This is a genomic window from Bradyrhizobium sp. AZCC 2262 (genome assembly GCF_036924535.1).
GTDB lineage: Bacteria > Pseudomonadota > Alphaproteobacteria > Rhizobiales > Xanthobacteraceae > Bradyrhizobium.
In genome coordinates, this window is record NZ_JAZHRT010000001.1 from 5151155 (window position 1) to 5174931 (window position 23777).

Annotated in this window: 19 protein-coding genes and 3 pseudogenes; 9 read left to right on the plus strand and 13 right to left on the minus strand. The window is 61.8% G+C overall.

Annotated elements, in window-relative coordinates:
- Positions 1-155: 155 nt before the first annotated feature.
- The 6 genes from V1283_RS24340 to V1283_RS24365 form a co-directional block, all read right to left on the minus strand.
- On the minus strand, positions 156-1718 hold the full coding sequence (locus V1283_RS24340; RefSeq protein ID WP_334389035.1) for a GNAT family N-acetyltransferase: 1563 nt from the start codon (positions 1716-1718) through the stop codon (positions 156-158).
- A 45-nt stretch (positions 1719-1763) separates the two neighbouring features.
- Positions 1764-3143, minus strand: coding sequence for an HlyD family type I secretion periplasmic adaptor subunit (locus V1283_RS24345; protein ID WP_334389036.1), 1380 nt, complete (start codon positions 3141-3143; stop codon positions 1764-1766).
- A gap of 41 nt (positions 3144-3184) precedes the next feature.
- Positions 3185-5035 carry a type I secretion system permease/ATPase gene (locus tag V1283_RS24350; protein WP_442895881.1) on the minus strand — a complete coding sequence of 617 codons (1851 nt, stop codon included), beginning with the start codon at positions 5033-5035 and terminating at the stop codon, positions 3185-3187.
- Between the two features lie 405 nt (positions 5036-5440).
- On the minus strand, positions 5441-7378 hold the full coding sequence (locus V1283_RS24355; protein ID WP_334389037.1) for a hypothetical protein: 1938 nt from the start codon (positions 7376-7378) through the stop codon (positions 5441-5443).
- A gap of 135 nt (positions 7379-7513) precedes the next feature.
- On the minus strand, positions 7514-8302 hold the full coding sequence (locus tag V1283_RS24360) for a hypothetical protein (protein ID WP_334389038.1): 789 nt from the start codon (positions 8300-8302) through the stop codon (positions 7514-7516).
- A 303-nt stretch (positions 8303-8605) separates the two neighbouring features.
- Positions 8606-9193 carry a hypothetical protein gene (locus tag V1283_RS24365; RefSeq protein ID WP_334389039.1) on the minus strand — a complete coding sequence of 196 codons (588 nt, stop codon included), beginning with the start codon at positions 9191-9193 and terminating at the stop codon, positions 8606-8608.
- 359 nt (positions 9194-9552) lie between these two features.
- Between V1283_RS24365 and V1283_RS24370 the strand changes: the two genes are divergently transcribed.
- From V1283_RS24370 to V1283_RS24390, 5 genes and pseudogenes are all read left to right on the plus strand, one after another.
- Positions 9553-10428 carry a response regulator transcription factor gene (locus tag V1283_RS24370; RefSeq protein ID WP_334389040.1) on the plus strand — a complete coding sequence of 292 codons (876 nt, stop codon included), beginning with the start codon at positions 9553-9555 and terminating at the stop codon, positions 10426-10428.
- Positions 10429-10923: 495 nt separating this feature from the next.
- Positions 10924-11052 (plus strand): annotated as a pseudogene (locus V1283_RS24375) (acetyl-CoA C-acetyltransferase); the annotation flags it as partial.
- Between the two features lie 149 nt (positions 11053-11201).
- The gene (locus V1283_RS24380) at positions 11202-11852 is read left to right on the plus strand and encodes a hypothetical protein (RefSeq protein WP_334389041.1); all 651 of its coding nucleotides are present in this window, start codon (positions 11202-11204) and stop codon (positions 11850-11852) included.
- Positions 11839-12465, plus strand: a complete 627-nt coding sequence (locus V1283_RS24385) for a transposase (protein ID WP_334389043.1) — start codon at positions 11839-11841, stop codon at positions 12463-12465. Before V1283_RS24380 ends, V1283_RS24385 begins: the two co-directional genes overlap by 14 nt.
- Entirely contained in the window at positions 12363-13550 is a 1188-nt protein-coding gene (locus tag V1283_RS24390; RefSeq protein WP_442895882.1) for an acetyl-CoA C-acyltransferase, read from the plus strand. The genes V1283_RS24385 and V1283_RS24390 overlap by 103 nt, the downstream gene beginning before the upstream one ends.
- Before the next feature lie 72 nt (positions 13551-13622).
- Here the strand turns inward: V1283_RS24390 and V1283_RS24395 are convergent, their stop codons facing one another.
- Positions 13623-14528 (minus strand): RNA polymerase factor sigma-32, encoded by a 906-nt coding sequence (locus V1283_RS24395; RefSeq protein ID WP_442895778.1) that lies wholly within the window; start codon positions 14526-14528, stop codon positions 13623-13625.
- A gap of 429 nt (positions 14529-14957) precedes the next feature.
- On the opposite strand from V1283_RS24395, the gene V1283_RS24400 reads away from it, so the two are divergent.
- On the plus strand, positions 14958-15227 hold the full coding sequence (locus tag V1283_RS24400; RefSeq protein ID WP_334389044.1) for a hypothetical protein: 270 nt from the start codon (positions 14958-14960) through the stop codon (positions 15225-15227).
- A gap of 24 nt (positions 15228-15251) precedes the next feature.
- Here V1283_RS24400 and V1283_RS24405 read toward each other — a convergent pair whose 3' ends face one another.
- Positions 15252-16616, minus strand: a complete 1365-nt coding sequence (locus V1283_RS24405) for a sensor histidine kinase (protein WP_334389045.1) — start codon at positions 16614-16616, stop codon at positions 15252-15254.
- A gap of 63 nt (positions 16617-16679) precedes the next feature.
- Entirely contained in the window at positions 16680-17357 is a 678-nt protein-coding gene (locus V1283_RS24410; RefSeq protein WP_334393159.1) for a response regulator transcription factor, read from the minus strand.
- A 449-nt stretch (positions 17358-17806) separates the two neighbouring features.
- Here V1283_RS24410 and V1283_RS24415 point away from each other — a divergent pair, with 449 nt between their 5' ends.
- On the plus strand, positions 17807-18040 hold the full coding sequence (locus V1283_RS24415; RefSeq protein ID WP_334389046.1) for a hypothetical protein: 234 nt from the start codon (positions 17807-17809) through the stop codon (positions 18038-18040).
- Between the two features lie 76 nt (positions 18041-18116).
- Positions 18117-18845 (plus strand): annotated as a pseudogene (locus V1283_RS24420) (efflux RND transporter permease subunit); the annotation flags it as partial.
- Between the two features lie 58 nt (positions 18846-18903).
- On the opposite strand, the pseudogene V1283_RS24425 reads toward V1283_RS24420, so the two are convergent.
- Positions 18904-19068 (minus strand): annotated as a pseudogene (locus V1283_RS24425) (nitrilase-related carbon-nitrogen hydrolase); the annotation flags it as partial.
- A 138-nt stretch (positions 19069-19206) separates the two neighbouring features.
- On the opposite strand from V1283_RS24425, the gene V1283_RS24430 reads away from it, so the two are divergent.
- Positions 19207-20796, plus strand: coding sequence for a hypothetical protein (locus tag V1283_RS24430; RefSeq protein WP_334389047.1), 1590 nt, complete (start codon positions 19207-19209; stop codon positions 20794-20796).
- Positions 20797-21009: 213 nt separating this feature from the next.
- On the opposite strand, the gene V1283_RS24435 is transcribed toward V1283_RS24430, so the two are convergent.
- The 3 genes from V1283_RS24435 to fmdA form a co-directional block, all read right to left on the minus strand.
- Complete coding sequence (locus tag V1283_RS24435; RefSeq protein WP_334389049.1) at positions 21010-22050, minus strand: aliphatic amidase; 1041 nt, start codon at positions 22048-22050, stop codon at positions 21010-21012.
- 42 nt (positions 22051-22092) lie between these two features.
- Positions 22093-22440, minus strand: coding sequence for an FmdB family zinc ribbon protein (locus tag V1283_RS24440; protein WP_334389050.1), 348 nt, complete (start codon positions 22438-22440; stop codon positions 22093-22095).
- 92 nt (positions 22441-22532) lie between these two features.
- Positions 22533-23762 (minus strand): formamidase, encoded by a 1230-nt coding sequence (fmdA, locus tag V1283_RS24445; RefSeq protein WP_334389051.1) that lies wholly within the window; start codon positions 23760-23762, stop codon positions 22533-22535.
- Positions 23763-23777: the final 15 nt, after the last annotated feature.

Below are 23777 nucleotides of genomic sequence, written 5' to 3' on the forward strand. Positions count from 1 at the left end.
GAGTCAGCTCAGGCCGCTCTTCGGGCGGCTCCGTAGGCGATCGCGACGAACCGAGAGCCATTGCGGGACTCATCTGTCGTTTCCCTTCATCGTAACCATCGCGCCCGCTCCTTCCTCGCCATGCCCTTGCCAGCAGGGCAACTCCGGTACTCGCCTCACGCCGAGACCGAGTGTTCGCCGGCGGTCTGCCGGTCCGGCGTGGGCCGCCAATCGCGCCGCTTCCGAACCGACGAGGCGCTCGCCGGTTCGATCGCGGCCAACAGCGCGGCGTTGACTTCCGCCATCCGCCCGAGTTTGGTCATGCACTTGGCAACCGCGACGAAACCATCCGGCTGGTCCGGTTGCAGCCGCATGAATTCGAGGTTCTGGCGCAATGCCTCCTCGTACTGACCGAGACTCTCGCAGACCTGGCCCAGGCACTGCCACGCCTTGGCGGCGTCGGGCCGAACCGTCGTCAGAATCCGGAACTGCCGCTTGGCCGCGGCGAAGTCACCCTTCGCCGCCAGCAACTGGCCGAGCCGGTGCAACGCGTCCGCGTGTTTCGGTTCGACCTCCAAAATGCGGCGATAGCCGATCTCCGCATCGGCGGACTGCCCCTTGCGGTGAAGTTCGGTCGCCTGTTGCAGCACGTCGGGAATGCACCTGTGATCGATCCGGCCGCCCAGATTCCTGCCACTCCTGGTTTCCAGAACGACGGAGTGGATCTTGCGCTCCTTGCAGCCGAACGAGTACTTGTACGGCTCGTTGCCGCGCAGGAAGTCGTATTCGACAAAGCCGCGCGCGATGGCGTCGCGAATGCTGTAGGCATGCAGGATCATGCCCGCCGGCGGTCCCTCGAACGTTTCGTCGCGTCCGGTCATGTAGAACGAGAAGGTCCGCTTGCGCGGCTCCATCAGGGTCGCCAGCGCCGCAACCGGCCGGTCGCCATGCCAGAAGGTCGGCAGGTACACCAGACCGGAATGGAAACTGCGCGTCAGCATGGCGCGGTTGGAGCGGATCAGGCTATCCATCCGATCCGACTTTCGCGCACGCCACTTCGTCTCCCAGAATCCCAGCAGGGTCTTGAGGTCCCGATCAAACGTCTCTGCTGTGGCGACGGTTATCCGATATTCACTCGACGATTCGACCTGCTTCAGGAGACGGCGGATCTTCTGCCGCGTATTGGTGCTGAGCGCGTCGAGATAGGCGTTCCAGTCATTCGGCAGCGTGGCATAGGGGCAGAGAGAGTTGTCGATCCCGTCGACCTTGATGATCTTCTCGACCTTGGTCGAGTGGAAACTTGCCTTCGGGAAGCAGGCGGTCAGCAGCCGCCACCGCCGCTCGGATATTCTGACATTGTCGAGATGAAGACGCGCCCAGTTCATCTGCCTGACGATGCGAGCAAAGGCCGGGATGGCCTTGTGCTCCGCCTCCAGCCTGCAGACGGTGCCGGTATAGTCGGCGCCGAAATTGCCTGCCATCCGGATGTCGTTGAAAACGTCGGATTTCTCGATCATGGTCTGCAGCCGCAGCGGAAAGAACGCGACATAAGGCAGATCGGCGTCGTCACGCTCTTTCGCCGCCAGGATGAACCACGGTCCCGGGATGCTGGACAGCCAGCCGTGGAGCCATTTCCATGACAGGAAAATCTGCGCCTCGTCGTCCGCGTCGTAGACCGCGTTCCAGTTGTCTTCGAGCTTGGCGAGCGACGGCAGGGTTTCGATGATGTCGATATGCACGGCGGACACCTTTCCAAACTTGCGTGTTAACTGCTCACCGGTCGACTAGCGCTCCCGGAATGCGCGCATCATGCTGTCGTGAATCGGCCTCACGATGTACTGGAAGAACGTCCGTTCCGACGTCTTGATGTAGACCTCGGCCGGCATGCCCGGCGTCGGGCTGAAGCCCGGAATATCCCTGCTCTCCTCGCTGTTGAGCTTGACGCGCACGATATAGATGTCGGTCGGCCCGACCTGCTGCGACTTCTTTTCATCGGCCAGCGTATCGGCCGACAGGTAGATGACGTCGGCGGAGACCATCGGCGTGATGCGCTGGTTCAGCGCCGTCAGCCGCACCATGGCCGTTTGTCCGTGCTTGACGCTGTCGATGTCCTGCGGACGCAACCGCGCCTCGATGATCAGTTCGTCCTTCAGCGGCAGCAGCTCCATGATGTTCTTGCCGGCTTCGACCACGCCGCCCTGGGTATGATAGCGAAGCTTTACCACCACGCCGCTCACCGGCGCCTTGACGCGAACCCGATCGAGCACGCCCTTGGCGGTCAACATCCGCTCGCGGACGTCGGCCAGTTCGCCGCGGACCTCGTGCATCTGCTCGACCGCCGTCTTGATCGCGGTCTTGCGCACGCCGTTGATCTGCTCGAGCGCGCGGGCGATGCGTTCCTTGGCATCGCCGATGTCGCCCATGATGCGGCCGACCTCGCCTTCCAGATTGGCCTTCGACCGCTGCAGCACCATCAGTTCCGGCTTGCGCACCAGCCCGGCCTGCACCAGCTTGTCCTTGGTCACGATCTCTTCGTCGAGCAGAACGATCTGGCGGTGGACGGCATCGAGCTGCACCCGGGATCCCCGGATTCGCTCGTCCAGGGCGTTGATGCTCTCCTGGATGCTCTTGACGTCGCTGTTGACGTTGTTGCGGCGCGCCGTGAACGCCATCTGCTGGCTGTCCACGATTTCCTTGACCTCGGGCGAATTAGCCAAGGGCGAATTGGCCAGCCAATTGACGATCTCCGACGGAAGCGTGATATCCTGTTCCTCCCTCATCTCGGCCTGCAACCTTGCATCGATTGCCGTCAGCCTGATGCGGCGCAAAATTAGCCGCTGCAGTTCCGCGCGCGCCGCGGTGTCGTCAAGTTCGAGCAATAATTGCCCGGCTTCCACCGTGTCGCCCTCGCGCACGTAGATTTCGCGGATCATTCCGCCCTCGAGATGCTGGACGATCTTGTTCTGTCCGGTAACGACGAACACGCCCGAGGCGACCACGGCGCCGGCGATCGGCGCCACGTTGCCCCAGACGCCGAATCCCATCAGCACCACCGCCATGATCAGCGCACCGGCGACGGTTGGCAGTTTGGTCGATCGCGGCAGCGAATCGTACCAGGTGCCCTCTGCTTCCGCGGAACGGGCCGCAATTTTCCTGTTGGCCATCGCGTAACCTCGTTGCTGTCAAACCCGGCCGACGCCTTCGATCAATTCAAGGAAGGCGGTTCGCCCGGCCCGGTCGGGATATTGTTCGGCTTGCGTCCGGTGATCATCGGAATGATCTCGTCACGTGCGCCGAAAGCCTGCACCGAGCCCTGATGCAGGATCATGATCTTGTCGACGCTCATCAGCAGCGCCGCGCGCTGGGTGATCGTCACGGTCGTGATCTGCTTTTCCTTGGCGCGCAGCAACGCCCTGGCGAGCGCCCGCTCGCCATTGGCGTCCAGATTCGAATTCGGCTCGTCGAGCACGATCAGGCGCGGGTTGCCGTAGAATGCGCGCGCCAGCCCGATCCGCTGCCGCTGGCCGCCGGACAGCGGGCTGCCGTCCATGCCAACGATGGTCTCGTAGCCCTGGGCAAAGCTCGAGATCATCTCATGCACATCGGCGGTCTCGGCGGCGTCGAACACATCCTCGTCGCGTGCGTCGTCACGCATGCGGCCGATGTTGGCCTTGATGGACGCCGGGAACAGTTGCACATCTTGCGGCAGGTAGCCCACGCTCTCGCCGAACTGGCGTGGATCCCAGTTGCGCAGGTCCATCATGTCGAGCCTGACGCTACCCGCGGTCGGGATGATCGATCCGACCAGCATGCGGGCCAGCATGGTTTTCCCGGTGCCGGAGTCTCCGACGATGGCAAGCGATTCCCCGGGCTTCAACTGAAAGCTGATTCCGTTCAGGATCACCTTCTTGTTCGGCGGCGGCACGTAGAGAATGCGCTCGACATTGAGATATCCGGCAGGACGCGGCAGGCGCAGCCGCTCCAGGTTGAGCGGCGAGTTCAGCAACAGCGTCCTGACGCGGGCATAGGCCGACCGCGCCTGCACGAAGCTGCGCCAGCCTTCGATGGTGCCCTCCAGCGGCGCCAGCGCGCGGCTCGCCACGATCGAGGCCGCAATCACCATGCCGCTGGTCATCTGACTCTCCAGCGCCAGCCATGCGCCCCAGCCCAGGATGGCGATCTGGGTGCACAGCCGCAGGAACTTCGACAACCCCGTCATCAGGATGTTGAGATCCTGTCCTTTCACCTGCGCCTTCAGCGACTCCACGGTTTCGCGGCCCCAAACCTGGACGCCTTCCGGAATCATGCCCATCGCATTGATGACCTGGGCATTGCGGGCCATCGATTCCGCCGTCAGGTTTGCCCTGGCGCCGTAATTGTTGGCCTGGGTGAACGGGATCGCGGTGACGCGCTGGTTCAGCAGCGCCACAATGACCAGCGCGACGCCCGCCCCCAGCACGATAAATCCGAGATGCGGATGGATTAGGAACACCACGGCGAAATAGACCGGCGCCACCGGCGTATCGAACATCGTCAGCAACACCGGACCGGTAATGAACGAGCGCAGGTGCTGCAGGTCCGCCAGTGTCTGGAATTCGCGGCTGGATCCGCCCTGCGCGGCCTTGGCGGCGGCGCTCAGGACCGGTCCACCCAGCCGGGCTTCGGTTTCGACCGCAACCCGCATCAGGATGATGCGGCGCATCATATCCATCAGCACATGCGCGGTGATCGCGATGATCACGATGATGGTCAGCATCACCAGCGTGTCCGTGCTGCGGCTGGTCAGCACGCGATCGGACATGTTGAACAGGTAGATCGGAATGGCGAGCACCAGCAGGTTGACCGCAACCGAGAACAATCCCACGGTCACCAGATTGCGGCGGGCGTTCGCCAGGCCGCTGCCGAGCACGTCCCTGAATTCATTGTCGCTGGAACGCCTATGCAGCGGTGGCGAGCCGCCGCCGCCACCGCCACCTCTTCCGCCGCCTGAAGAGCCGCCACCGTCCTTGTCGCCGCCCGTGCGCAGCGGGGGAGCCGGGACCGCCTGCTCGATCACGACGGTGGACCCCGGCGGGGTCTTCGCTTCCGTCTTCGCTTCCGTCTTGATTTCCGGCTTGGCTTCGGTTTTTACTTCAGCCTTGACTTCCGTCCTGGCCTTCTCCCGCCGGAATGGCTCGACCGATGCCGGCTCGGCCGTCTTGGCGTCAGCGGTCCTGGCGTCAACCGTCCTGGCGTCAGCCGGGCCACTGTTCTCGTCGGCAAATTTGACGTGCGGATCTTCGGCGCGCGAAGGCGGCGGATCAAACCACGGACGAAGCGGAATTATCTTGGCTGTGCTCGCCGTTGCTTCGTCATGCTGGCTCAAGCGCAAGCTCCCGGCGCCGCCGCCTGGACGATCATCCCAGCCCCACATTTGAAACCTCTTCTGCAACTGCAATAAACAAAACAACTGCCCTTGCCGCTAATGCAGCACGCTCGCCATCGGGTCTGAATGCACCGAATTGACGATTGCTGCCGGCGGCGGGCTCGCCGCGTCCTGCGGATGGTCATCGACGAAAGCAATGAGTTCGGTCACCAGCGCGTTGGTATCGGCGTTGACGGCATGATCCGCCCCTGTCGGCACCAGATCGGCCTGCACCAGAATGGAGTCGGTGTAGATCTGTCCCTTGACGTATGTGGCGTCAGGATTGACGTCGACGATCGCGGCGTCGTTGTGCAGTTGATTGCCGCCGGTGGCGACCGACTGCGTCACGGTCCCGTTGGGATCAAGCGCCATCAAATCGGCCAACGGCTGGTTCTGAAGCTGATACATCACGTCGGCGTCGGAGGTGACGTTGGTCTGCCAGACCGCATTGACGTCGTAATAGTCTCCGGTGATGTAGAGCACCTTGAGAGGGCCGCCATGGCCGATAAGGGCGCCGGCCAGTTGCGGATCGAGCGATGTCATGCCGGCGGCCAGCAGGCTTTGGATCAGTTCGAGGTTTCCCGGCAGTTCGTCGAAGGTATCGCCGCCATAATTTGCAATCGCGGCTTCGTTCATCAAGCTGTTGTCGCCTGAGTTCGCCGATTGAGACGGATCTGCGCCGTCGGCCGACATCACGATCTTGTCGTTGTTCAACAGGATGTTGTTTTGAAAGATCACGTTCAGGCCGTGATAGCTGCCCTTGATGATGATCAGGTCGTATTGAATGCTGCCGTCATAGATCAGAGCCAGATTGCCTTGCTCATTGTTGCCACCGACGAGATTGTAGTGAGAACTGCTGCTGACCTGCGTTGCCACATCGTTGTCGGAGAGATAGTTGACCTGAGCCGCCGCATGAACGCTGTAGTAGTCGCCATCGACCACGTCGACGCTCCAGTTCGGGCCGGCCGCGTGGGCCGCGAAGCCGGTGTAGAGGCTTGGGTTCTGCGCGAAATCGGCGATGTTGGTCGCGACGTCCTGGTTGTTGTTGGCTGCCGAGGGCTCGTGCTGGCCGCCCGATACGCTGATGTGGCCGTGATCGACGGTCGTGTTGGTCTGGAAGATGGCATTGGTCTTGAAATAATCTCCCATCACCACCATGGTGCGGGCACCCTCGCCGATGTCGACGATCAGCGCGGCGTTGATACTGAAGTTGCCGCCCAACGAGGCCCACTGGCCGATTCCGTCTCCGGTGTCCGGCAATTTTTCCGGCTCGGCCGGCGGCGCCGGTTCCGACGGCCGCTCCTGCAGCTCGCCGTTGACATAGTAGCCAGGGGTTACCGAGTGCGCATCCGGTGTGCCGCCGCGTTCGGCCCAGGCCGCGTCGTGAGCGATCACGAAATCGGTCGCGCCGCCGTCGGTCTGCGGCATCTGCCAGTTGACGGGAATCTGGGCGTTGGCGTCGGCCGCCAACTGCTCGATGGTGGCCATCGCATCGCTGTTGAGGCGATCGATCAGAGGTTCAACCACGGCCAGTGCATTCGCTGGTAGATTTGCGTCGTCATCATGCATGAAGTTGTACTGGTGAACCGTCAGTTGGGTCTGCTCGCCGCCGTCCTGGTAGTGCACCCTGACGTGATGCTCGCCACCGCCTCCGCCGCCGCCGCCCACCGGTTTCGGCAGCGGTACGTTCGGTGTCTGCGAACGCGGAAAGAAATCGGAATCGTCGTCCAGTGGACCATGGAGCAACTTGAGCGGGCCGCCCCGGGGGAAATGGATCGGATCGTCCGGCATCAGCTCCGGCACTGGGCCTGCCGCGGTGTCCATGTCATCAGGCGCGAAGCGATAATCGTAATTCGGTCGCAGCGTCGTGTAGTCGTCGGACGGACGAGGCGTGAGACTGTCATCGTATTCAACGCGGTCGCGGGCGATGTCGTGGAAGATCTGCAGATATCCTGCGAAGTGGGAAATGATTTCAACGAAGCTCGCTGACGCCATGGGAACCTCCCCGTCACCGTGAACCGGCGGAGCCGCGGTACGGCCATCAGTTCTTGTCGGCGACTGCAGCGACTGAAATGGAAAATGACTGGCAAAAGACCCGCGCGGCAAACGCCGCGCGGGTCATACGCGAGACTAAAGCGTATCGTGAGAATCGGTCAGATCGTGACCGGCGACCTCCATGGTGATGCTGTTGAACTGGATGTTCGCACCCTGGGTGATGTTCTGATCGAAGGCAGACTGGTTCAGAATTGCATCGGCATGTGAAACAATGCCGGCGCCGGCGCCTATCGCATCGCCCATATGCGCACCGTCGATCTTGGATTCGCCGCCCTCGATCTTGGCGTCCATATCGAAGCCGGAGCCCGGATAGGATCCGCCGCCGCCGCTGTAGGAGGTAGTCGAGGTGTTGACGTCCTGATCGGCCAAATTGTTGACCTGATCAATGTTGAACTGGTTGCCACCACCGTTCAGCGTCTGGTTCACGACGTCAGGCATGACGATGGAATCGGTCGCGGTGAAGTGGTTGAGATCGATGACGGGGCTGCTCAGCCCATCCGCCTTCAGGTCGAGGTCGACATCCACGTTTACGTCGACGTTGACCTTGTTGTCGACGGTATTTTCGATCTTGTTGTCGATGTCGTTGTCGACCTTGTTGTCGACCTTGTTGTCGAGGGAGTTATCGACCTTGTTGTCGAGCTTGTTCTCGTTCTCGTTCGAGTTCTTGTTATCGTTCTTGTTGTCGTTGTCGTTCTCGCTCTTGGAATCCAGCGACTGCACGGCGAACTGCAATTGGCCCTGGCCCTGGCCTTGACCCTGCAACTGAGCCTGGAGATTGGCCTGCGCCTGCGCTTGGTCTTGCTTCTGGTCCTGATCCTGGTCCTGGTTGTTCTTGGGGTCGTACTTCTTCTGTGGCTTACCCATGACGAGCTCCTGCGGTTGGAGCATCGCGGACGGAACGAGATCGCTGATCTTCTAAGTCTGCGGTCTTCGAAGCGCGGCGGTGCTCTTTGCGTCGGTTCTTCCGACCGCCGGCGCCTCCGCTTTATTGCGGATGCCGGCCTGGTCAGGATGCCGCCATACGTTCGCCAACAACATGCACGCATTAGATGCAGCGCAGTATCTTGCGATATCAACCATTGACGCGGCTGATGCTCAAAAAGATTCAGTCTTTCAATGACCAAGCGTGGGAAGAGGCTGGCCGCCGCCCGCCATCAGCGACCTGCTTTAGGCCGCATCGAGGGGCACGCTCCGTGGCTGTGCGCCGCAGACATGCGCTTCAAGACGCGGCAGCAGATCCCAGATATCGCGGTTGATTTTCGTCATTTCGTGGGTCGTCCGCACCATCTCCTGCAGACGGCTTTCGTCCAGCGCCTTGATCTCTCCGAACCTCAGGCTCGACCTGGTTTCCATCAATCGCATCGATTGCGTGTGGGTGATGGCGCCCGAGGAATCGAAGATGAACATGCAGTGATTCAATTCATTGCGGACCTTGGTCGACTCCGAGAAGCGCTCGATGAGAGCCGTCAGATTTTTCGACAACGCCTTGTCGCCAACCCTGATTTTGGCCAGTCGCTGGATCAGATCGAGTCTCGCGCGGGTCGTGTTCAGTGTCGCGAACACGACCGCGGCGGAAGCCTCGTCGGTGCGCAAAAGGATCATCAGCACGTAGATGAAAAGGCTTTCGTTGTTCGACCAGCTGCAGATCAGGTTTCCCATCAGGGCGAGAACGAATGTGCGACGATCCGCCGAGGCGGGAGCCGCGGCCGCGAGCACTTCAAAGTCCGGTTTTGGAGGCAGCTTGCTGACAAACATGGCCATATTTCCGCAAATACAGGCCGGCGGATCGTAATGGCTTCGTCGCCAAGGAGGTACATATCGAAAGATATAGTCGCAAAAGTTGGGCTCATTGGTGTTTGCAATTACAAAATGTCGCTTTTCTGCTGCTTTCTTGCTGTAGTTCCCTTGTTTTCGACGACTTCTTGTCACACCTCCGCTTCCTGTTGTCACATTCCCGTTTCTTGGCATTCCGTTGTAACAAGAGTAAAGTTTTATGCACAATTTAGATGCTAAGTGATCTGTTTCACAGCGGCCTAGAACGGGTTCGAGGCAATCTATCGATAGTCAAGGATTTGATGATCGATGGTCATGCGACGTAATTTAAGGGGCGCGTTATGTCAGTCCCGTTTAGGAAGACGGTTTTCCTCGTAGACGCGATGGCCTTCCGACGAGCTCGCGCAGAGAGCTTCTTAAATCCGTGGGCCCAAAACGAAAGCGTCGAACTGATTTCGCTCGATCCCGACGAAGCCCACTCAAAACTCGTCGAGCGCGCGGCATGCGACATGCTGATTTACAGCGTCGGCGCTCCCTCTCCCCACGAGGTCTTTACCGAGATACAGGTGATACATACCCTTCGCCGCGACGCGGCGCTCGCCATCGTCTCCGACGATGAAAAACCCGCGACCGTTCTCGCTGCAATGCGTTGCGGGGCCCAGGGTTATTTCAGCAATTCCATGCCGCCCGAGCTTGCCTTGCAGGCGCTTTCGTTCGTCCTCCATGGCGGCACGTATTTTCCACCGACGGCCATCCTGGCCAGCCAGACCTTCAGCAATCCGGCGCCCATCGAACACAGACAGCCGGACCTTCTCCCGGAGCAACCGCTTCCGGGACCTGACCTGCAGACGCAGGCGCCGCCTCTCGGGCCGTACGACGGCCCTTACGCGCACCAAGTCTCCCTTTTCGACGACAAGGCGGCGATCGTACCACGCGACCACGGCTTCAACGGCGCCCGGCATACGCCCGAGTTCACCGAGCGGCAGTATGCCGTGCTCGTTTGTCTCTGCCAGGGCGACCCCAACAAGGTAATCGGTCGCAAGCTCGGCATGACCGAAACGACCGTGAAAGTCCATGTCCGCGAAATCATGCGCAAGCTTGGCGTAAGCAACCGGACCCAGGTCGCGATTGCCGCGGCGCACGTCTGCACAGAAGGTCCCATCGAGCTGGCTCCCGCGGATTCACCCATGGTGGTCAGGTCGCCCATACCTAATTAGCGATGTTTTTTTGGCGCTGCGTGCCAAGCCACTGCGCCACACCCATCCGTGCGGAACTGAATCAGCAGCCGATCTGTTCCACAATCAGCGCGTTCGAGTAGACACCAGCTCATTGGTACTAATCCTTCCGACGTAGCGGTTCACGAAAGAGCAGGTACTGCGCGGTTTTTGCCTCCCTCGTTCCCCTTGTCATCGCTCCTGCCACAATTCGCTGTGGGGACGCAGTTCCAAAGAAAAAGCCGGGCCCCGGGTGGTGCTTTCGCACCGCCAACGGCGCGCCTACCGCGCATCAATAACCTGGCACGCGCCCGAACAGTTTCGGCCGAAATAACGCTCGATCAGCCCCATGGATGCGCGGGTCCGGCTTTAGCTTCCTCCATCTCCCCCGGCGGTCTGTCAGGCAGCGCCTCGTTTGCGGAAAGCGGCGGCGGCCCGTTGCAATCCCGGAATATATGATTATCGTCATATAACAGCGACCGAACAGGAGAAGCCGTGATGTCCACAAGCCCCGATCCCGTCGTCATCCTTTCCGCCGCCCGCACGCCGCTTGGCCGGTTCATGGGCGAATTGTCCCCCTTCAGCGCGCACAAGCTCGGTGCGCACGTGATCGGCGCCGCGCTGGAGCCTACGATATTCACACATCTCCAAGGCCGCTTCCCTTGCAGTGTGTTCCGTTCTCTGAATCGATGATGCTCCCACGACAACGGGAGAGCGTTCATGGAAGGCAGTTTGGGACGGTTCGGCGACCGGCGCCTGGAAAAAGGGGGGCCTGCTTGCTGGCTCGGCTGGTTTGTGTTGGCCAATCGGGCATCAGCGTACGCCGCGTGGGCGGCAATCGCGCGGGCGAGATACGCTTTACCCGGTTTTTGCGTAACAAGCGGGTGAAACCCGACGCGATGGTCGCAACTGCCCGCGCGCGCACCGCCGGGTTAGTCATGGGGCGTCACATCCTGGCGATCCAGGACACGACGACTCTACGCGACGATGGCAAGCAACGCAGTCTGAACCTGCATCCAATGATCGCGGTGGACGCCAGTGATGGCGGGCTGCTGGGTCTTGTCGATGCGGTATTCCTCAGTCACGTCGGCGGCAAGAAGCGTCTATGCAAAAAGCGCCCCTTCGCCGAGAAAGAGAGCCGCCGCTGGCTTGACGCCACCAAGACAGCGGCTGGCTTGGTCGCAGCCGGAGCGGTCTGCGTTACCGTCATCGCCGACCGGGAAAGCGATATTTACGAAGAGTTCGCCTGCCGGCCCGCCGAGACGGAGCTTCTGATCCGCGCCAACCATGATCGCGTTCTGGAAGATGGTGGTGCGCTGTATGGCTGCATGGAGGAGGTAGCCGAACTGGGCCGCGAGACAATCGATCTGCCTGCCAATCCGGGCCGGCCTGCCCGTCAGGTGGGTATTGGCGTTGCGCGCGCGTGAGGTCACCCTGAAGCGGCCGAAACGCAATCATCCCGCCGAGGCGGCAAAACTGCCGAAGACTGTCACACTCACCTTGGTGGAAGCGCGTGAGGTCGATCCCCCGGACGGCGTAACGCCGGTGCATTGGCGGCTGCTCACCACACATAAGGTGGCCACGCTCGCCGATGCATGTCGGATCACCGGCTTTTACCGCCAGCGCTGGACCATCGAGCAGGTGTTCCGGGTGATGAAGACCAAAGGCTTCGATATCGAAGCGGTGCGTGTCGCCGAGGATGGTCCATTCGAGAACCTGACTACTGCGACGCTGATCGCTGCCATTCAAGTGCTGCAGATGGTGCGCGAGCGCGATGGCGTGGCTGGGCGGCCGTTACAGGATGCGCTCGACATCGAGGACAAGCCCGCGCTGGAAGCGATCTGCCAAACCCTTGAAGGCAAGACCGAGAAACAGAAGAACCCGCATCCCAAAGGATCGCTGGCATATGCCAGTTGGGTGTGTGCGCGCCTCGGCGGCTGGACCGGCTACTACGGCAAGCCTGGCCCTATCGCCATGATGCACGGGCTACAAGCTCTCAAAGCAATGCTTCGTGGCTGGAAACTCCGAAACGATGTGTGAATCTTGTAGCGCTGGAGCGGGCGAAACTCGCGCCGGAGCGCATTGACGAGGTGTTCATGGGCAACGTGCTGCCGGCCGGACAGGGCCAGGCCCCGGCGCGACAGGCCGCGCGCGGCGCCGGACTGCCCGACGCCACCGGCGCCACCACCGTCAACAAGGTCTGCGGTTCCGGCATGAAAGCGACCATGCTGGCCCACGACATCATCAATGCGGGCTCAGCCCAGATCGTGCTGTCCGGCGGCATGGAGAGCATGAGCAATGCGCCCTATTTGCTGGCCAAGGCGCGGGGCGGCTATCGCGCCGGCCATGACCGGATCATCGATCACATGATGATGGACGGGCTCGAGGACGCCTACGAGACCGGCCGCTCGATGGGCGATTTCGGCGAGGCCACCGCGGAGGCCTATCAGTTTACCCGCAAGGACCAGGACAATTATGCGATGGAGACGCTGACCCGGGCCCGCAAGGCGGTCGAGGGCGGCGCGTTCAGGGCCGAGATAGCGCCGGTCACGCTCACCGAAAAGGCCGGTCCGCGCGTCATCGCCAATGACGAACATCCGCTCAAGGTGGATCCGGCCAAGATTCCCGGATTGAAACCCGCGTTCCGCGCCAACGGCACCATCACGCCGGCCGCCTCCTCCGCCAATGCCGATGGCGCCGCGGCGCTCATTCTGGCCAAGCGCTCGCTCGCCGATCGTGACGGTCTGCCTGTTTTCGCCGAGATCAAGGGCCACGCCACCCACAGCCAGGAGCCGCAATGGTTCACCACCGCGCCGATCCCTGCCATCCGCAAGCTGCTCGACAAGGTCGGTTGGAACGTCAGCGACGTTGACCTGTTCGAGATCAACGAAGCGTTCGCCGTGGTGGCGATGGCGGCGCAGAAGGATCTCGGCATCGCCAGAGAACAACTCAACGTCAATGGCGGCGCCTGCGCGCTCGGCCACCCGATCGGCGCCACCGGCGCGCGATTGATCGTGACGCTGCTGCATGCACTGGAAGCGCGCAACCTGAAACGCGGCGTCGCCGCCTTGTGCATCGGCGGCGGCGAGGCCACCGCCATCGCCGTCGAGCGCATCGCTCGCTGACAGGCGAAGGAAAAGGACAAGCGGGCAGCGCGAACGGCGTTGCTCGCCGCTGTCTTCTCAACCGGCCGCCTCTCAAACCGAGAGGGCCGCAGGTCGCAAACGCCTGGTCGCTGCACGCCTGACTTTTTCGAAGGCTGACGTTTCGATTTGCCGCACGCGCTCCCCGGAGATGGACAGCTCACGCCCGAGATCCTCCAGGCTCGGCGGATCTTCGCTGAGCCGCCGGGCCTCGAATACACGCCGCTCCCGCGCCGTCAGCACATCGAGGGCCGAACGGAGCGCTTTCGCCTTTTGCGCGCTTTCGTCCTGTTCGGCGACGATCGTCTCGGCGTTCGGCGAATGATCGATCAGCATCGTCTCCCAGTCGGTCGGCCCGTCATCACTGACAGGCGCATTCAGGGAAAGGTCGCCAGTCAGACGGCTGCTCATCTCGATCACTTCGCGAACGGGGACCACGAGCTCGCGCGCGACCGCCTCGGCCACCTCTTGCGTCAATCCTGCTCTGTCGCCCCCGAACTTGTTCATGGCACGCCTGAAGCCAAAGAACAGTTTTCGCTGCGCGGCTGTCGTTCCGATCTTGACCAGCGATCGCGACCGCAGAATGTAATCGTGGATGGCCGCCTTGATCCACCATAGAGCATAGGTGGAAAACCGGGCACCATGGCCGGGCTCAAAATGCGTGGCCGCGATGACGAGGCCGACATTGGCTTCGCCGATCAGATCGCCAAGCGGAAGATCATATCTTTGGTAGCGGCGCGCGACCTTTGCCGCCAGCCGGAGATGGCTGGTGACGAGCGCATCGGTCGCGCTGCGGTCGCGATGCTCCTGCCAGCGTCGTGCGAGCTGCTGCTCCCGCGCCGGTTCAAGCAGAACGTATCGCTTGATGAGAGAAGCGTATTCATCGACGAGAGCTCGCGATCTGCTTTCGGTCAACATCTCCCGGTGGCCTGACATCACAGTCGTGCTGTGGGCGTTCATGGGTAGCTCCAATCTATCGGTCCGGCAGACAGACCCTAGGAGAAGAGACCGCGGTGCAGCCATTAAATTGGAATTGAGGAACGTAAATTCGCTGTTAGCGTTTTTGCGCAACTTTGCATCACGATTTCAGAATCACGCGATCGCGTTCCGGGTGTGAAACACCGAACGGTCACCGCACACGCTGGTGTGATCTCGAAGCCGCGGCCTGCCGCGCAAACGCCTGGCAAACCGGCTCAAGCTTAGTTGAGCTTTGTAAAAGGCAATTTAGTGGGACGAGATCGCTCCCACCCTACATCTCCACCATGCATCCGCTGTCCGGATGCAGCTTCAAGCGAGCAGTTCGCATTCGGAAGAACACGCGCCCGTTACAGTGCGTGACCGCGCTTGCGCGTCAGGCGAATTCCCGCATCAACGATATGGAGAAAGACGATGAATTCGATCAGGACAATCGCTGTCGCAGGATTGCTGTCGATGATGGCAGCGGCCCCCGCCTTCGCTCAGGAAGCCATTCAGGAGCCGGGAGCCTTTGCATTCTATTATCCGAATCTGGACGTCCTGAATGGCGGCGCGCCCACGCCGGCCTACCGGATGGAAGGGATGCCACCCTCGGTGATGCAATCCTTTAATGAAAGGGATAGCGGCATGGCCGGCCCCACTGTCTGGCATAGAGTCCACCACACCGGCCGCCGGCATGGATGACCTTGCCCGCACAGCTCACCACCCTCATGCCCGGCCGACGGGCTCATCGGGGCAAACGATCTCCACCCGGCCCCCCGGGCCGGAGTGGATGATCAAGCGAAATCCGTGCAGTTTTACGATGGCCGAAACCAGGTTCAGTCCAAGCCCAACGCCCGGCGTGTTGCGGATCTTGTCCGAGCGATAGAACCGGCGCAGCACGGCCTCTTGGTCCTGATCGCTGATTCCCGGACCCGTATCCGTCACGCGCAGGATGGTCTCTCCCCCGCCGCGCAGCAGCTCGAGCTTGACGCTGCCGCTCCGGGGCGTGAACTTGATGGCGTTGTCGACGAGGTTCGCAACCGCCTCCAGCAGCAGGTCTCGATCGCCGCGCACGTAAAGCGTGGCTAACCTGCCCGTGCTCAGTGCGATCTGCTTGTCTTCGGCGATCGGCTCGTGCATGTCGCAGACCTCGCGCAGCATTTCGCCGAGCTCGACATTGCCGAATGCGGATGACCGCCGGCTGTTCTCGATCTCGGCCAGGCGCAACAGCGCCGTGACGATCGACAGCGACTGGTCGATGCCGGCGATGGCCTTGTCGGCGGCCCCTTGGAGCTGTTCCAGCGTGGTCGCGTTGGTGCGGCCGCGCTCCAGCGTCAGGCGCGCACGCGTCAGCGGCGTTCGCAGGTCATGGGCGATGTCGTTGCCGACGCCGGCCAGCGCATGGATGGTGGTTTCCAGTTCATCGAGCATGCCGTTGACGATGGCGGCAAGCCGCGAGAACGGCTCGTCGATATTCCGGTGCGGCAGCCGCTCGCGCAGATCTCCGGCGATGATGCGCTGGACCCGCAGGTTGACCTCCTCGACGCGCCTTTGCGCACGAACGCTCAGCCACGCGCCTGCCAGCAGCCAGAAGCAGAACGCGGGCAGCAGCCCAAGCCCCAGCGCGCCTCCGACAACCCTGGAGATTTCCCGGGTCTCGTCGACGTTGCGTCCAACCACCAAGACATGGCCGTGATCAAGGCTCCGCGCGACGGCTCTGACCAAGGGAGCGTCGGGCTCCTTGTCATTGGCCTGCGCCATCCGCACGCTCTTCACCCCCGCACCGGCCGCAAGATCGCCCGGCAGGCGCGCGATATTGCCGGCAATCCGATTTCCGTTCGCATCGAAAATGCCGGCGAAATGGACGCCGCGGGAATCCTGCCGATTATGATCGTCCAGCGCGGCGATCCGGCGGTCGGGCGGCAGCGCGGCAAAGAAATTGACCTGCGTCGTAATCATGCCATCGGAACGCGCGATCAGGTAATCATCGATCTTGAAGTAGATGAAGCCGAACAGGATCGTGACAAAAGCCGCAAACAGGGCCGCCAGTGCGGCGGCCCATTGAAACGTGTTCGAGCGTATGAACTGCATCTGATGCTTCGAACCCTGCTGCCCGATTACCTCGCCGGCCCGTGGCACGATCGCGAAAATAACCTAGGACACTGCACGAAGAATGAACCCCGCGCCGCGGACATTGTGAATCATCGGCGCCTCGTCCGGACCGTCGACCTTGTGCCGCACACGGCCCATATGCACGTCGACCAGGTTGGTGGCCGGAACAAACTTGTAGTTCCAGACCTCCTCGAGCAGCATGGCGCGCGTGAGCAGCTGGTCGCTCCGCCGCATCATGTATTCGAGCAGGCGAAACTCGCGCGGCAACAGATCGATCGTGCGTTCGCCGCGTTTCGCCGTGCGCTCGATCAGATCGAGCTCGAGCTGTCCCACCCGCAGGGTGGTTTCCCGTGTTTCCGGCGGACGACGCAGCAACGCCTCTATTCGCGCGATGAGTTCAACGATCGCGAACGGCTTGGTGAGATAGTCGTCGCCTCCCATCCGCAATCCGCGCACGCGGTCATCGACCGCGCCAAGCGCGCTCAACACCAGCACGGGCGTGCGCACCTGTTCCTTCCGCAGGGATTCGATGACGGTAAGGCCATCCATTCCCGGCAGCAGACGGTCGACGATCATCGCATCCGGCCGCAAGTCGCGCGCCTTGGCGAGACCGTCCAGCCCGTTGGACGACCATTCCACATCGAAGCCGCGATCGGCCAGCTCAGCGGTGATTTCTCCCGCCGTCTCGTCGTCGTCTTCTATGAGAAGAACCTTCGTCATGAGATCGTTCCGACTGCCAAGTTGCCCTCTCCCCGCACGGCCCGGCTTGGTCGCAATGATACGCAGGTCAGCCGATAAAGCCATGGTGACGACGCAAGTCTCAGAGGTTCGGGGGAGCCGGACAGCGCCGCGATCCCTTCGGGACACGGGGTGCGCCATCCGCCCGGCGGCCATTTCCGCTGCCTCACAACGAGCACAGCGAGCCCGCTCGAAACAGTTAGCCCTCGTCGGCGGGCGGCGCCAATAAATAGCGATTTAATAAATTTGTAGGCCGGCATCGTTCGACCAGCCGGAGCGATTCCGGGCCGGTCGAGGCAACCGATCGGTGTTCGTCAGCTTCACGTCGAGTTGAAAGGGCGTGAAGCGATGTTTCCTTTGGACGAAGGCGGAGCAGCCGCACGTCACGGGAAGAAGCCAGTCTGGCTTCCCCTTAGCTATGGAGAATACCCATGCACAAGTTGAAACTTCTATCGGCCGCGTTACTCACCGCAGCCACCTTCGCCACTCCGGCGCTGGCCGCCGGACACGCCTCGCGGCATCTCGTGACCAACACCCACAGCCGCGTGACGTCGACGATGCAGCCCTACGAGGGCGATAGCTGCATCCGGGCGCCGCGTGTCGGCGCCTTCGCCACCGAACCGTGGACCGATGCGGCGCCTTGCGAGCCCTACACGGGTTATTGATCCGCCCGCGTTACGACGGAATAACGAAACAAGACGGGCTGGCGGGATTTCCCGCCGGCCCGTCTTCTTTTGCGACAGCGCGGTCAAGGTCGCCCCGCTCGTGGTCAACCACCAGGGCCAGTTCCCGTCGGTGACGATCTCGTTCAACCTGCTGCCGGGCACGGCGATCGGCGAAGCAACAACGGCGATCGAGCATATCGAACAGCAACTCGGCAAGCCGTTGTCGCTTCAGACCAGTTTCCAGGGCAACGCGCAGGCCTTCGGGGATTCGCTGTCGACCACACCGATCCTGATCCTCGCCGCGCTGTTCGTGATCTACCTCATCCTCGGTATATTGTATGAGAGCCTGATCCATCCCATCACGATCATCTCGACACTGCCGTCGGCGGGGCTCGGAGCATTGTTGCTGCTCATGGCGGCTCACCTTGATCTCAGCGTGATCGCGATCGTCGGCATCATTCTCCTGATCGGCATCGTCAAGAAGAACGGCATCATGCTGGTCGATTTTGCCCTGGATGTCGGTCAACAGGAGGGATTGACGGCGGAGGAAGCGATCTACCGCGCCTGCATCCTGCGTTTCCGGCCGATCCTCATGACCACGATGGCGGCCATGCTCGCCGGCGTTCCGATGATGATCGGTACTGGCGCGGGCTCGGAGATACGCCAGCCGCTTGGCTACGCCATCGTCGGAGGTCTCGCCGTGTCGCAGCTTCTTACGCTGTACACGACGCCGGTGGTCTACATCTACCTCGACAGGCTGCAGACCTGGCTGTTCGGCAAGCAGAAGCGCGGCGATCGACGCTGACGCCAAGCTGACGCCGGCCGAATGACGGCAATCCCGGTGGCTCAATGCGGCCGCCGGTTTGACGCTGACCGTTGCGGCGCGCATCGCGGATCAGGCTCTTCGACAATCCGGCGTACTGGATGCCGTACTCCTCCTCGCCGGTCTCGCCCAGGTTGCGGCCATCGAAGCCGATGATCGCAGCGTGACCGAAATAGGAATAGACGCCGTCGAAGCCGGCGGCGTTGAGACATCAAGCATCATACATTTGTCCCCCTATCACCTTGCTTCCGCACTCATTGGCCGCGGTATCGGCCGAATGACGCCACGAAAGAAGGCGATCGGTTGCGACCATCAGCCACGTTGACAGGGAGAAGAGCCAGCCATGGCAAGCCATTCTCATCACCAACATCACCAACATCACCACGATCCGGTGCCACCGGTTATTACTCCTGATCCCCCGGTGGACCCGACACCTCCAACCGATCCGACACCGCCCGCCGATCCGACACCTCCGACATCTTCTGCGCCGGCCTTCTCGGACCTTGGCTTGACGTTCAATGATGCTGGTCGTGCGCTGGCGGGCGGACTGTGGCAAAACGTGGTCGAGGAAGGTGGCCAGGGACATGGCAGCATCGTGCGATACGCCGCCGATCTCACCAACGTGCAGACGGGCCTACAGGCGGAGGTAGCCGCGGGGCAGTTCACCGGTGACACGCTGACCCATGTCAACACGATCCTGGCCGACATTACGACCGCGCTCTCGGCGGCCACAGCCTCGGTGAATGGCGGCGGGGATTTCGGCAGCGTCGCGGCGGCAGAAACGGCGTTGCGTGCGAGCCATCTCGACATCCTCAATATCGTCAAAAACGATCCCAATCTCGCCACCTTGGCGACGCAAGACGGCGCGGCCGGATTTCTCGCAGCGCCCGCAGGCCTTGCCAACGGAGTCACGGCCGCGACCGCGCCTCACGCCAATCTTGCTGAGATCGGCGTCATCTTCAACGATCTCGCCAGTATTTCCCTTGGTGGCATCAACGCCGACAATACAGCTCAGGCCACGGCCGATACGAACGCGATCGTCACGGACCTGCAGGCCTTGATGGCTGCCAATCCGACGCTGTTCGGCGGGTTGACCGGCATCCATGCGGATACAGTGGTGCGGCAGCTCCAACTGGAGAACACTTATATCGCCCAGGCCGGAATATCCCCCGACGCGGCACGCGGCAGCAATGACAATATCCTCGACATGATCGACATCATCCAGGGCGATACCAATCTGGCGAACATGGCAAACCAGGGCGGCGTTTCCGGCTTTACGCCTTTCGGGGACGCACTGAACCCCACGCCAAGATACCAAGACAACGATGCGCAGACGAATTTCTGGGCAAACTTCATTGCTGATGGCAACACTCTGGGCCAGCAGGCGCAACAACTCGTAGGGTCGGGCGATGCCGCTGCTATCAGTTCCCTAATCACCCAGCTTCAGACCTTCGAAAAGAACGCAACCGATTTCGACGTGGCACAGGGTGGGATCTTCGGGGCACGCTTCGACAATGAATTGACCCCGAGCAGTACCCTGGGGGCAGAAGTCGATGCGATGATCAAAGGTCTTAATACTGGCAACGTTGCGTTGGTAGCGGCGGCTGCGGGGGTCATCCACGACAATGCGGCAGACGTGGCCGGCAACAACATTCCCGTGACCGGCGGCACTTTCAATGCCGATGGTTTGACACTGGCGGAGGTGTTGTCGACGGCGGTTGCGGCGCCCGCGGTTGTTGCCGCTGCGCCGGCGGCTGCCGCACCGGCCGCTGCCGCACCGGCTGCTGCTGCCGATGCTCCGGCTGCGGCCGCGCCGGCGGCGACGCTTGCTGCCGTCGACGCTGGTTCACACGATCTCGCTCCGACGGCCCTGGACCACCATCAATCGGCGATCGCCGACATGGCGCACCACTTCCACCACATGTGGGGATAACCCCGCATCAGCATGACCTCCGGCGTCCCCATCGTATCCATGGCGGGGGACCGCTGGAGGTCAACAAACTGCAGGGCGGGCAAAGGCCAGTTCGCGCCGTGCCCACCCTTTATCGACGGTTTCATTGTGAATGGTGGGCACGCGGATATCCCGTCGTCGGGCGCGCGGACGCGCGACCCGCTGGATTTGCCCACGCTACGAAGTCTGGAAGCCTCAGTAGTTCGTCCCGGTCATCTCGTTCGGGATGCCGTCGATCGGGCATTCGTCGGTGCCGACCGTAGACCGGGTCATCGCCTCGACCATTTCGCGCGTGCCTTCGGGATCGTCGATCCATTTCTTGTAGAAGTCATAGGGGCAGGCCGCGACGCCTTGCGCGCCTTCGCCGGAATTGATCATGCCGGTGTAGCCGCGATGCAGCAGCTTGAAGAGGTGGTTCTGCGACTGGCCGTTGCGGCGTGCATCGCGGATCAGGCTCTTCGATAGTCCTGCGTACTGGATGCCATACTCCTCCTCGCCGGTCTCGCCCAGCGTGCGGCCGTCGAAGCCGATGATCGCGGAGTGACCGAAATAGGAATAGACGCCATCGAAGCCCGCGGCATTCGCGACCGCGACATAGACATTGTTGGCCCACGCCATCGCCTTGGAAATCAGGATCTGCTGTTCCTTGGCCGGATACATGTAGCCCTGGCAGCGCACGATCAGCTCGGCGCCCTTCATGGCGCAGTCGCGCCAGATCTCCGGGAAATTGCCGTCGTCGCAGATGATCAGGCTGACCTTCAGACCCTTCGGGCCTTCGGATACATAGGTGCAATTGCCGGGATACCAGCCTTCGATCGGCACCCACGGCATGATCTTGCGGTATTTCTGGACGATCTCGCCCTTGTCGTTCATCAGGATCAGGGTGTTGTACGGCGCCTTGTGCGGATGCTCCTCATGACGCTCGCCGGTGAGCGAGAACACGCCCCAGACTTTTGCCTTGCGGCAGGCTTCAGCAAAGATTTCCGTCTCGGCGCCGGGGACCTGCGAGGCGGTCTCGTACATCTCCTTGGAGTCGTACATGATGCCGTGGGTAGAGTATTCCGGGAAGATCACGAGATCCATGCCCGGCAGGCCGAGCTTCATGCCGACGATCATGTCGGCGATCTTGCGGGCGTTGTCGAGCACCTCGGCCTTGGTGTGCAGCCGCGGCATCTTGTAATTGACGACTGCGACGCCGACCGTGTCGTTGCTTGAGGAAATGTCACCGTGGAGCATTGGATCGCCTCTTGTTCTGGTTCGGGTTTGAAGGATCGCGCTTCAGTGGCTGATCATCCATGGACGAGCGGTCGGAAAGCCCTTGGCGCCGCTTCTGGTCGTGGTCATCAGCCGGGCCGGCTTCTTCTTTCCGGTTGAACAGCAGCCGCAGCCGGGGCCGTGCGCGGCCTTGTATTCGGCTGATGTCTTCGGCGCGTGGGCGCTGCGCTCGTTGGTGGCGATGGCTTTGCGCTTGTCCGACGGCATGCAGAAGAACGCCGGCGCCGTCAGGATCACGCGCGGCGATTCAGTCTCGCAGCGCGGACAGTCCTGCGGGTCGTCGCATTCGGCCATCGGCCGCATGTCCGTGAACGGGCCGCAATCGTTGCAGAGATATTCGTAGACGGGCATCTGGTTTTCTCGCGCGATGGGTGGAAGATCAAAACAGCGGATGCGGGGCGGCCGACACGCTTAAGCCGTCCCGCATCCTTCTCGCGCAGGGATCACTTGTCCGGCGAGATCGGCATCTGGATATCGCCCGTGATGTGTTTGATCGGACCCACTGAGGACGGCATGATGTCGAAGTCGAAAATCTCCGTCGGCAGCCACAGCGTGGCGCAGGCGTTCGGCACGTCGACCACGCCGGAGATGTGGCCCTGGCACGGCGCGGTGCCGAGAATCGAATAGGCCTGCGCGCCCGAATAGCCGAACTTCTTGAGATATTCGATCGCGTTCAGGCAGGCCTGCCGATAGGCGATGTGGACGTCGAGGTAGTGCTGCTTGCCGGCCTCGTCGACCGAGATGCCCTCGAAGATCAGATAGTCCTTGTAGTTCGGCGTGATCGGCGACGGCTTGAACACGGGATTCTTGATGCCGTACTTGGCCACCCCGTCCTTGATGATATCGACCTTCAGGTGCAGCCAGCCGGCCATTTCGATCGCGCCGCAGAAGGTGATCTCGCCGTCGCCTTGGCTGAAATGCAGGTCGCCCATCGAGAGGCCGCCGCCCGGCACATAGACCGGGAAGAAGATTTTTGAGCCGCGCGACAGATCCTTGATATCGCAATTGCCGCCATGCTCGCGCGGCGGCACGGTGCGTGCGCCCTCCGCGCCGACCTTGGCCTTTGCGTCCCCCTTGGCGCGGCCGGCGTGCGCGGTCGCGGCGAATGGCGGATTGGCAAGGCCCGGGACACGGGTGGGGTTGGTCGCGATCAGCGCCGTCTCGCGTTCGTTCCAGGTCGCCAGCAGTTTTGGATCGGGCAGACAGCCAATCAGGCCGGGATGGATCAGGCCGGCAAAATTCACGCCGGGCACGTGGCGCGACGAGGTGTAGAGGCCCTTGATGTCCCAGATCGATTTCTGTGCCAGCGGAAAATGATCGGTCAGGAAGCCGCCGCCATTTTGTTTGGAGAAGAAGCCGTTAAAACCCCACAGGCTTTCCTTGAGCGGGCCGACGTCGAGCAGGTCCACCACCAGGAGATCGCCGGGCTCGGCGCCCTTGACGCCGATCGGGCCGGACAGGAAATGCACGATCGACAGATCGATGTCGCGCACATCATCGGCGGAATCGTTGTTCTTGATGAAACCGCCGGTCCAGTCGTAGGTCTCGATGATGAAATCATCGCCCGGATTGACCCACGAAACCATCGGAATGTCGGGATGCCACCGATTGTGGATCATGTCGTTGTCGTAGGCCGACTTCGAAAGATCGACCTTGATCAGTGTCTCTGGCATCGATAGCTCCCCTTT

What these genes read in the sequence shown, in the direction of transcription:
- V1283_RS24345 (WP_334389036.1), bottom strand. Translation starts at nt 3,143, where the DNA reads ATGGCCAACAGGAAAATTGCGGCCCGTTCCGCGGAAGCAGAGGGCACC.
- V1283_RS24355 (WP_334389037.1), bottom strand. Translation starts at nt 7,378, where the DNA reads ATGGCGTCAGCGAGCTTCGTTGAAATCATTTCCCACTTCGCAGGATAT.
- V1283_RS24360 (WP_334389038.1), bottom strand. Translation starts at nt 8,302, where the DNA reads ATGGGTAAGCCACAGAAGAAGTACGACCCCAAGAACAACCAGGACCAG.
- V1283_RS24365 (WP_334389039.1), bottom strand. Translation starts at nt 9,193, where the DNA reads ATGTTTGTCAGCAAGCTGCCTCCAAAACCGGACTTTGAAGTGCTCGCG.
- V1283_RS24370 (WP_334389040.1), top strand. Translation starts at nt 9,553, where the DNA reads ATGTCAGTCCCGTTTAGGAAGACGGTTTTCCTCGTAGACGCGATGGCC.
- V1283_RS24395 (WP_442895778.1), bottom strand. Translation starts at nt 14,528, where the DNA reads ATGAACGCCCACAGCACGACTGTGATGTCAGGCCACCGGGAGATGTTG.
- V1283_RS24400 (WP_334389044.1), top strand. Translation starts at nt 14,958, where the DNA reads ATGAATTCGATCAGGACAATCGCTGTCGCAGGATTGCTGTCGATGATG.
- V1283_RS24405 (WP_334389045.1), bottom strand. Translation starts at nt 16,616, where the DNA reads ATGCAGTTCATACGCTCGAACACGTTTCAATGGGCCGCCGCACTGGCG.
- V1283_RS24410 (WP_334393159.1), bottom strand. Translation starts at nt 17,357, where the DNA reads ATGACGAAGGTTCTTCTCATAGAAGACGACGACGAGACGGCGGGAGAA.
- V1283_RS24415 (WP_334389046.1), top strand. Translation starts at nt 17,807, where the DNA reads ATGCACAAGTTGAAACTTCTATCGGCCGCGTTACTCACCGCAGCCACC.
- V1283_RS24430 (WP_334389047.1), top strand. Translation starts at nt 19,207, where the DNA reads ATGGCAAGCCATTCTCATCACCAACATCACCAACATCACCACGATCCG.
- V1283_RS24435 (WP_334389049.1), bottom strand. Translation starts at nt 22,050, where the DNA reads ATGCTCCACGGTGACATTTCCTCAAGCAACGACACGGTCGGCGTCGCA.
- V1283_RS24440 (WP_334389050.1), bottom strand. Translation starts at nt 22,440, where the DNA reads ATGCCCGTCTACGAATATCTCTGCAACGATTGCGGCCCGTTCACGGAC.
- fmdA (WP_334389051.1), bottom strand. Translation starts at nt 23,762, where the DNA reads ATGCCAGAGACACTGATCAAGGTCGATCTTTCGAAGTCGGCCTACGAC.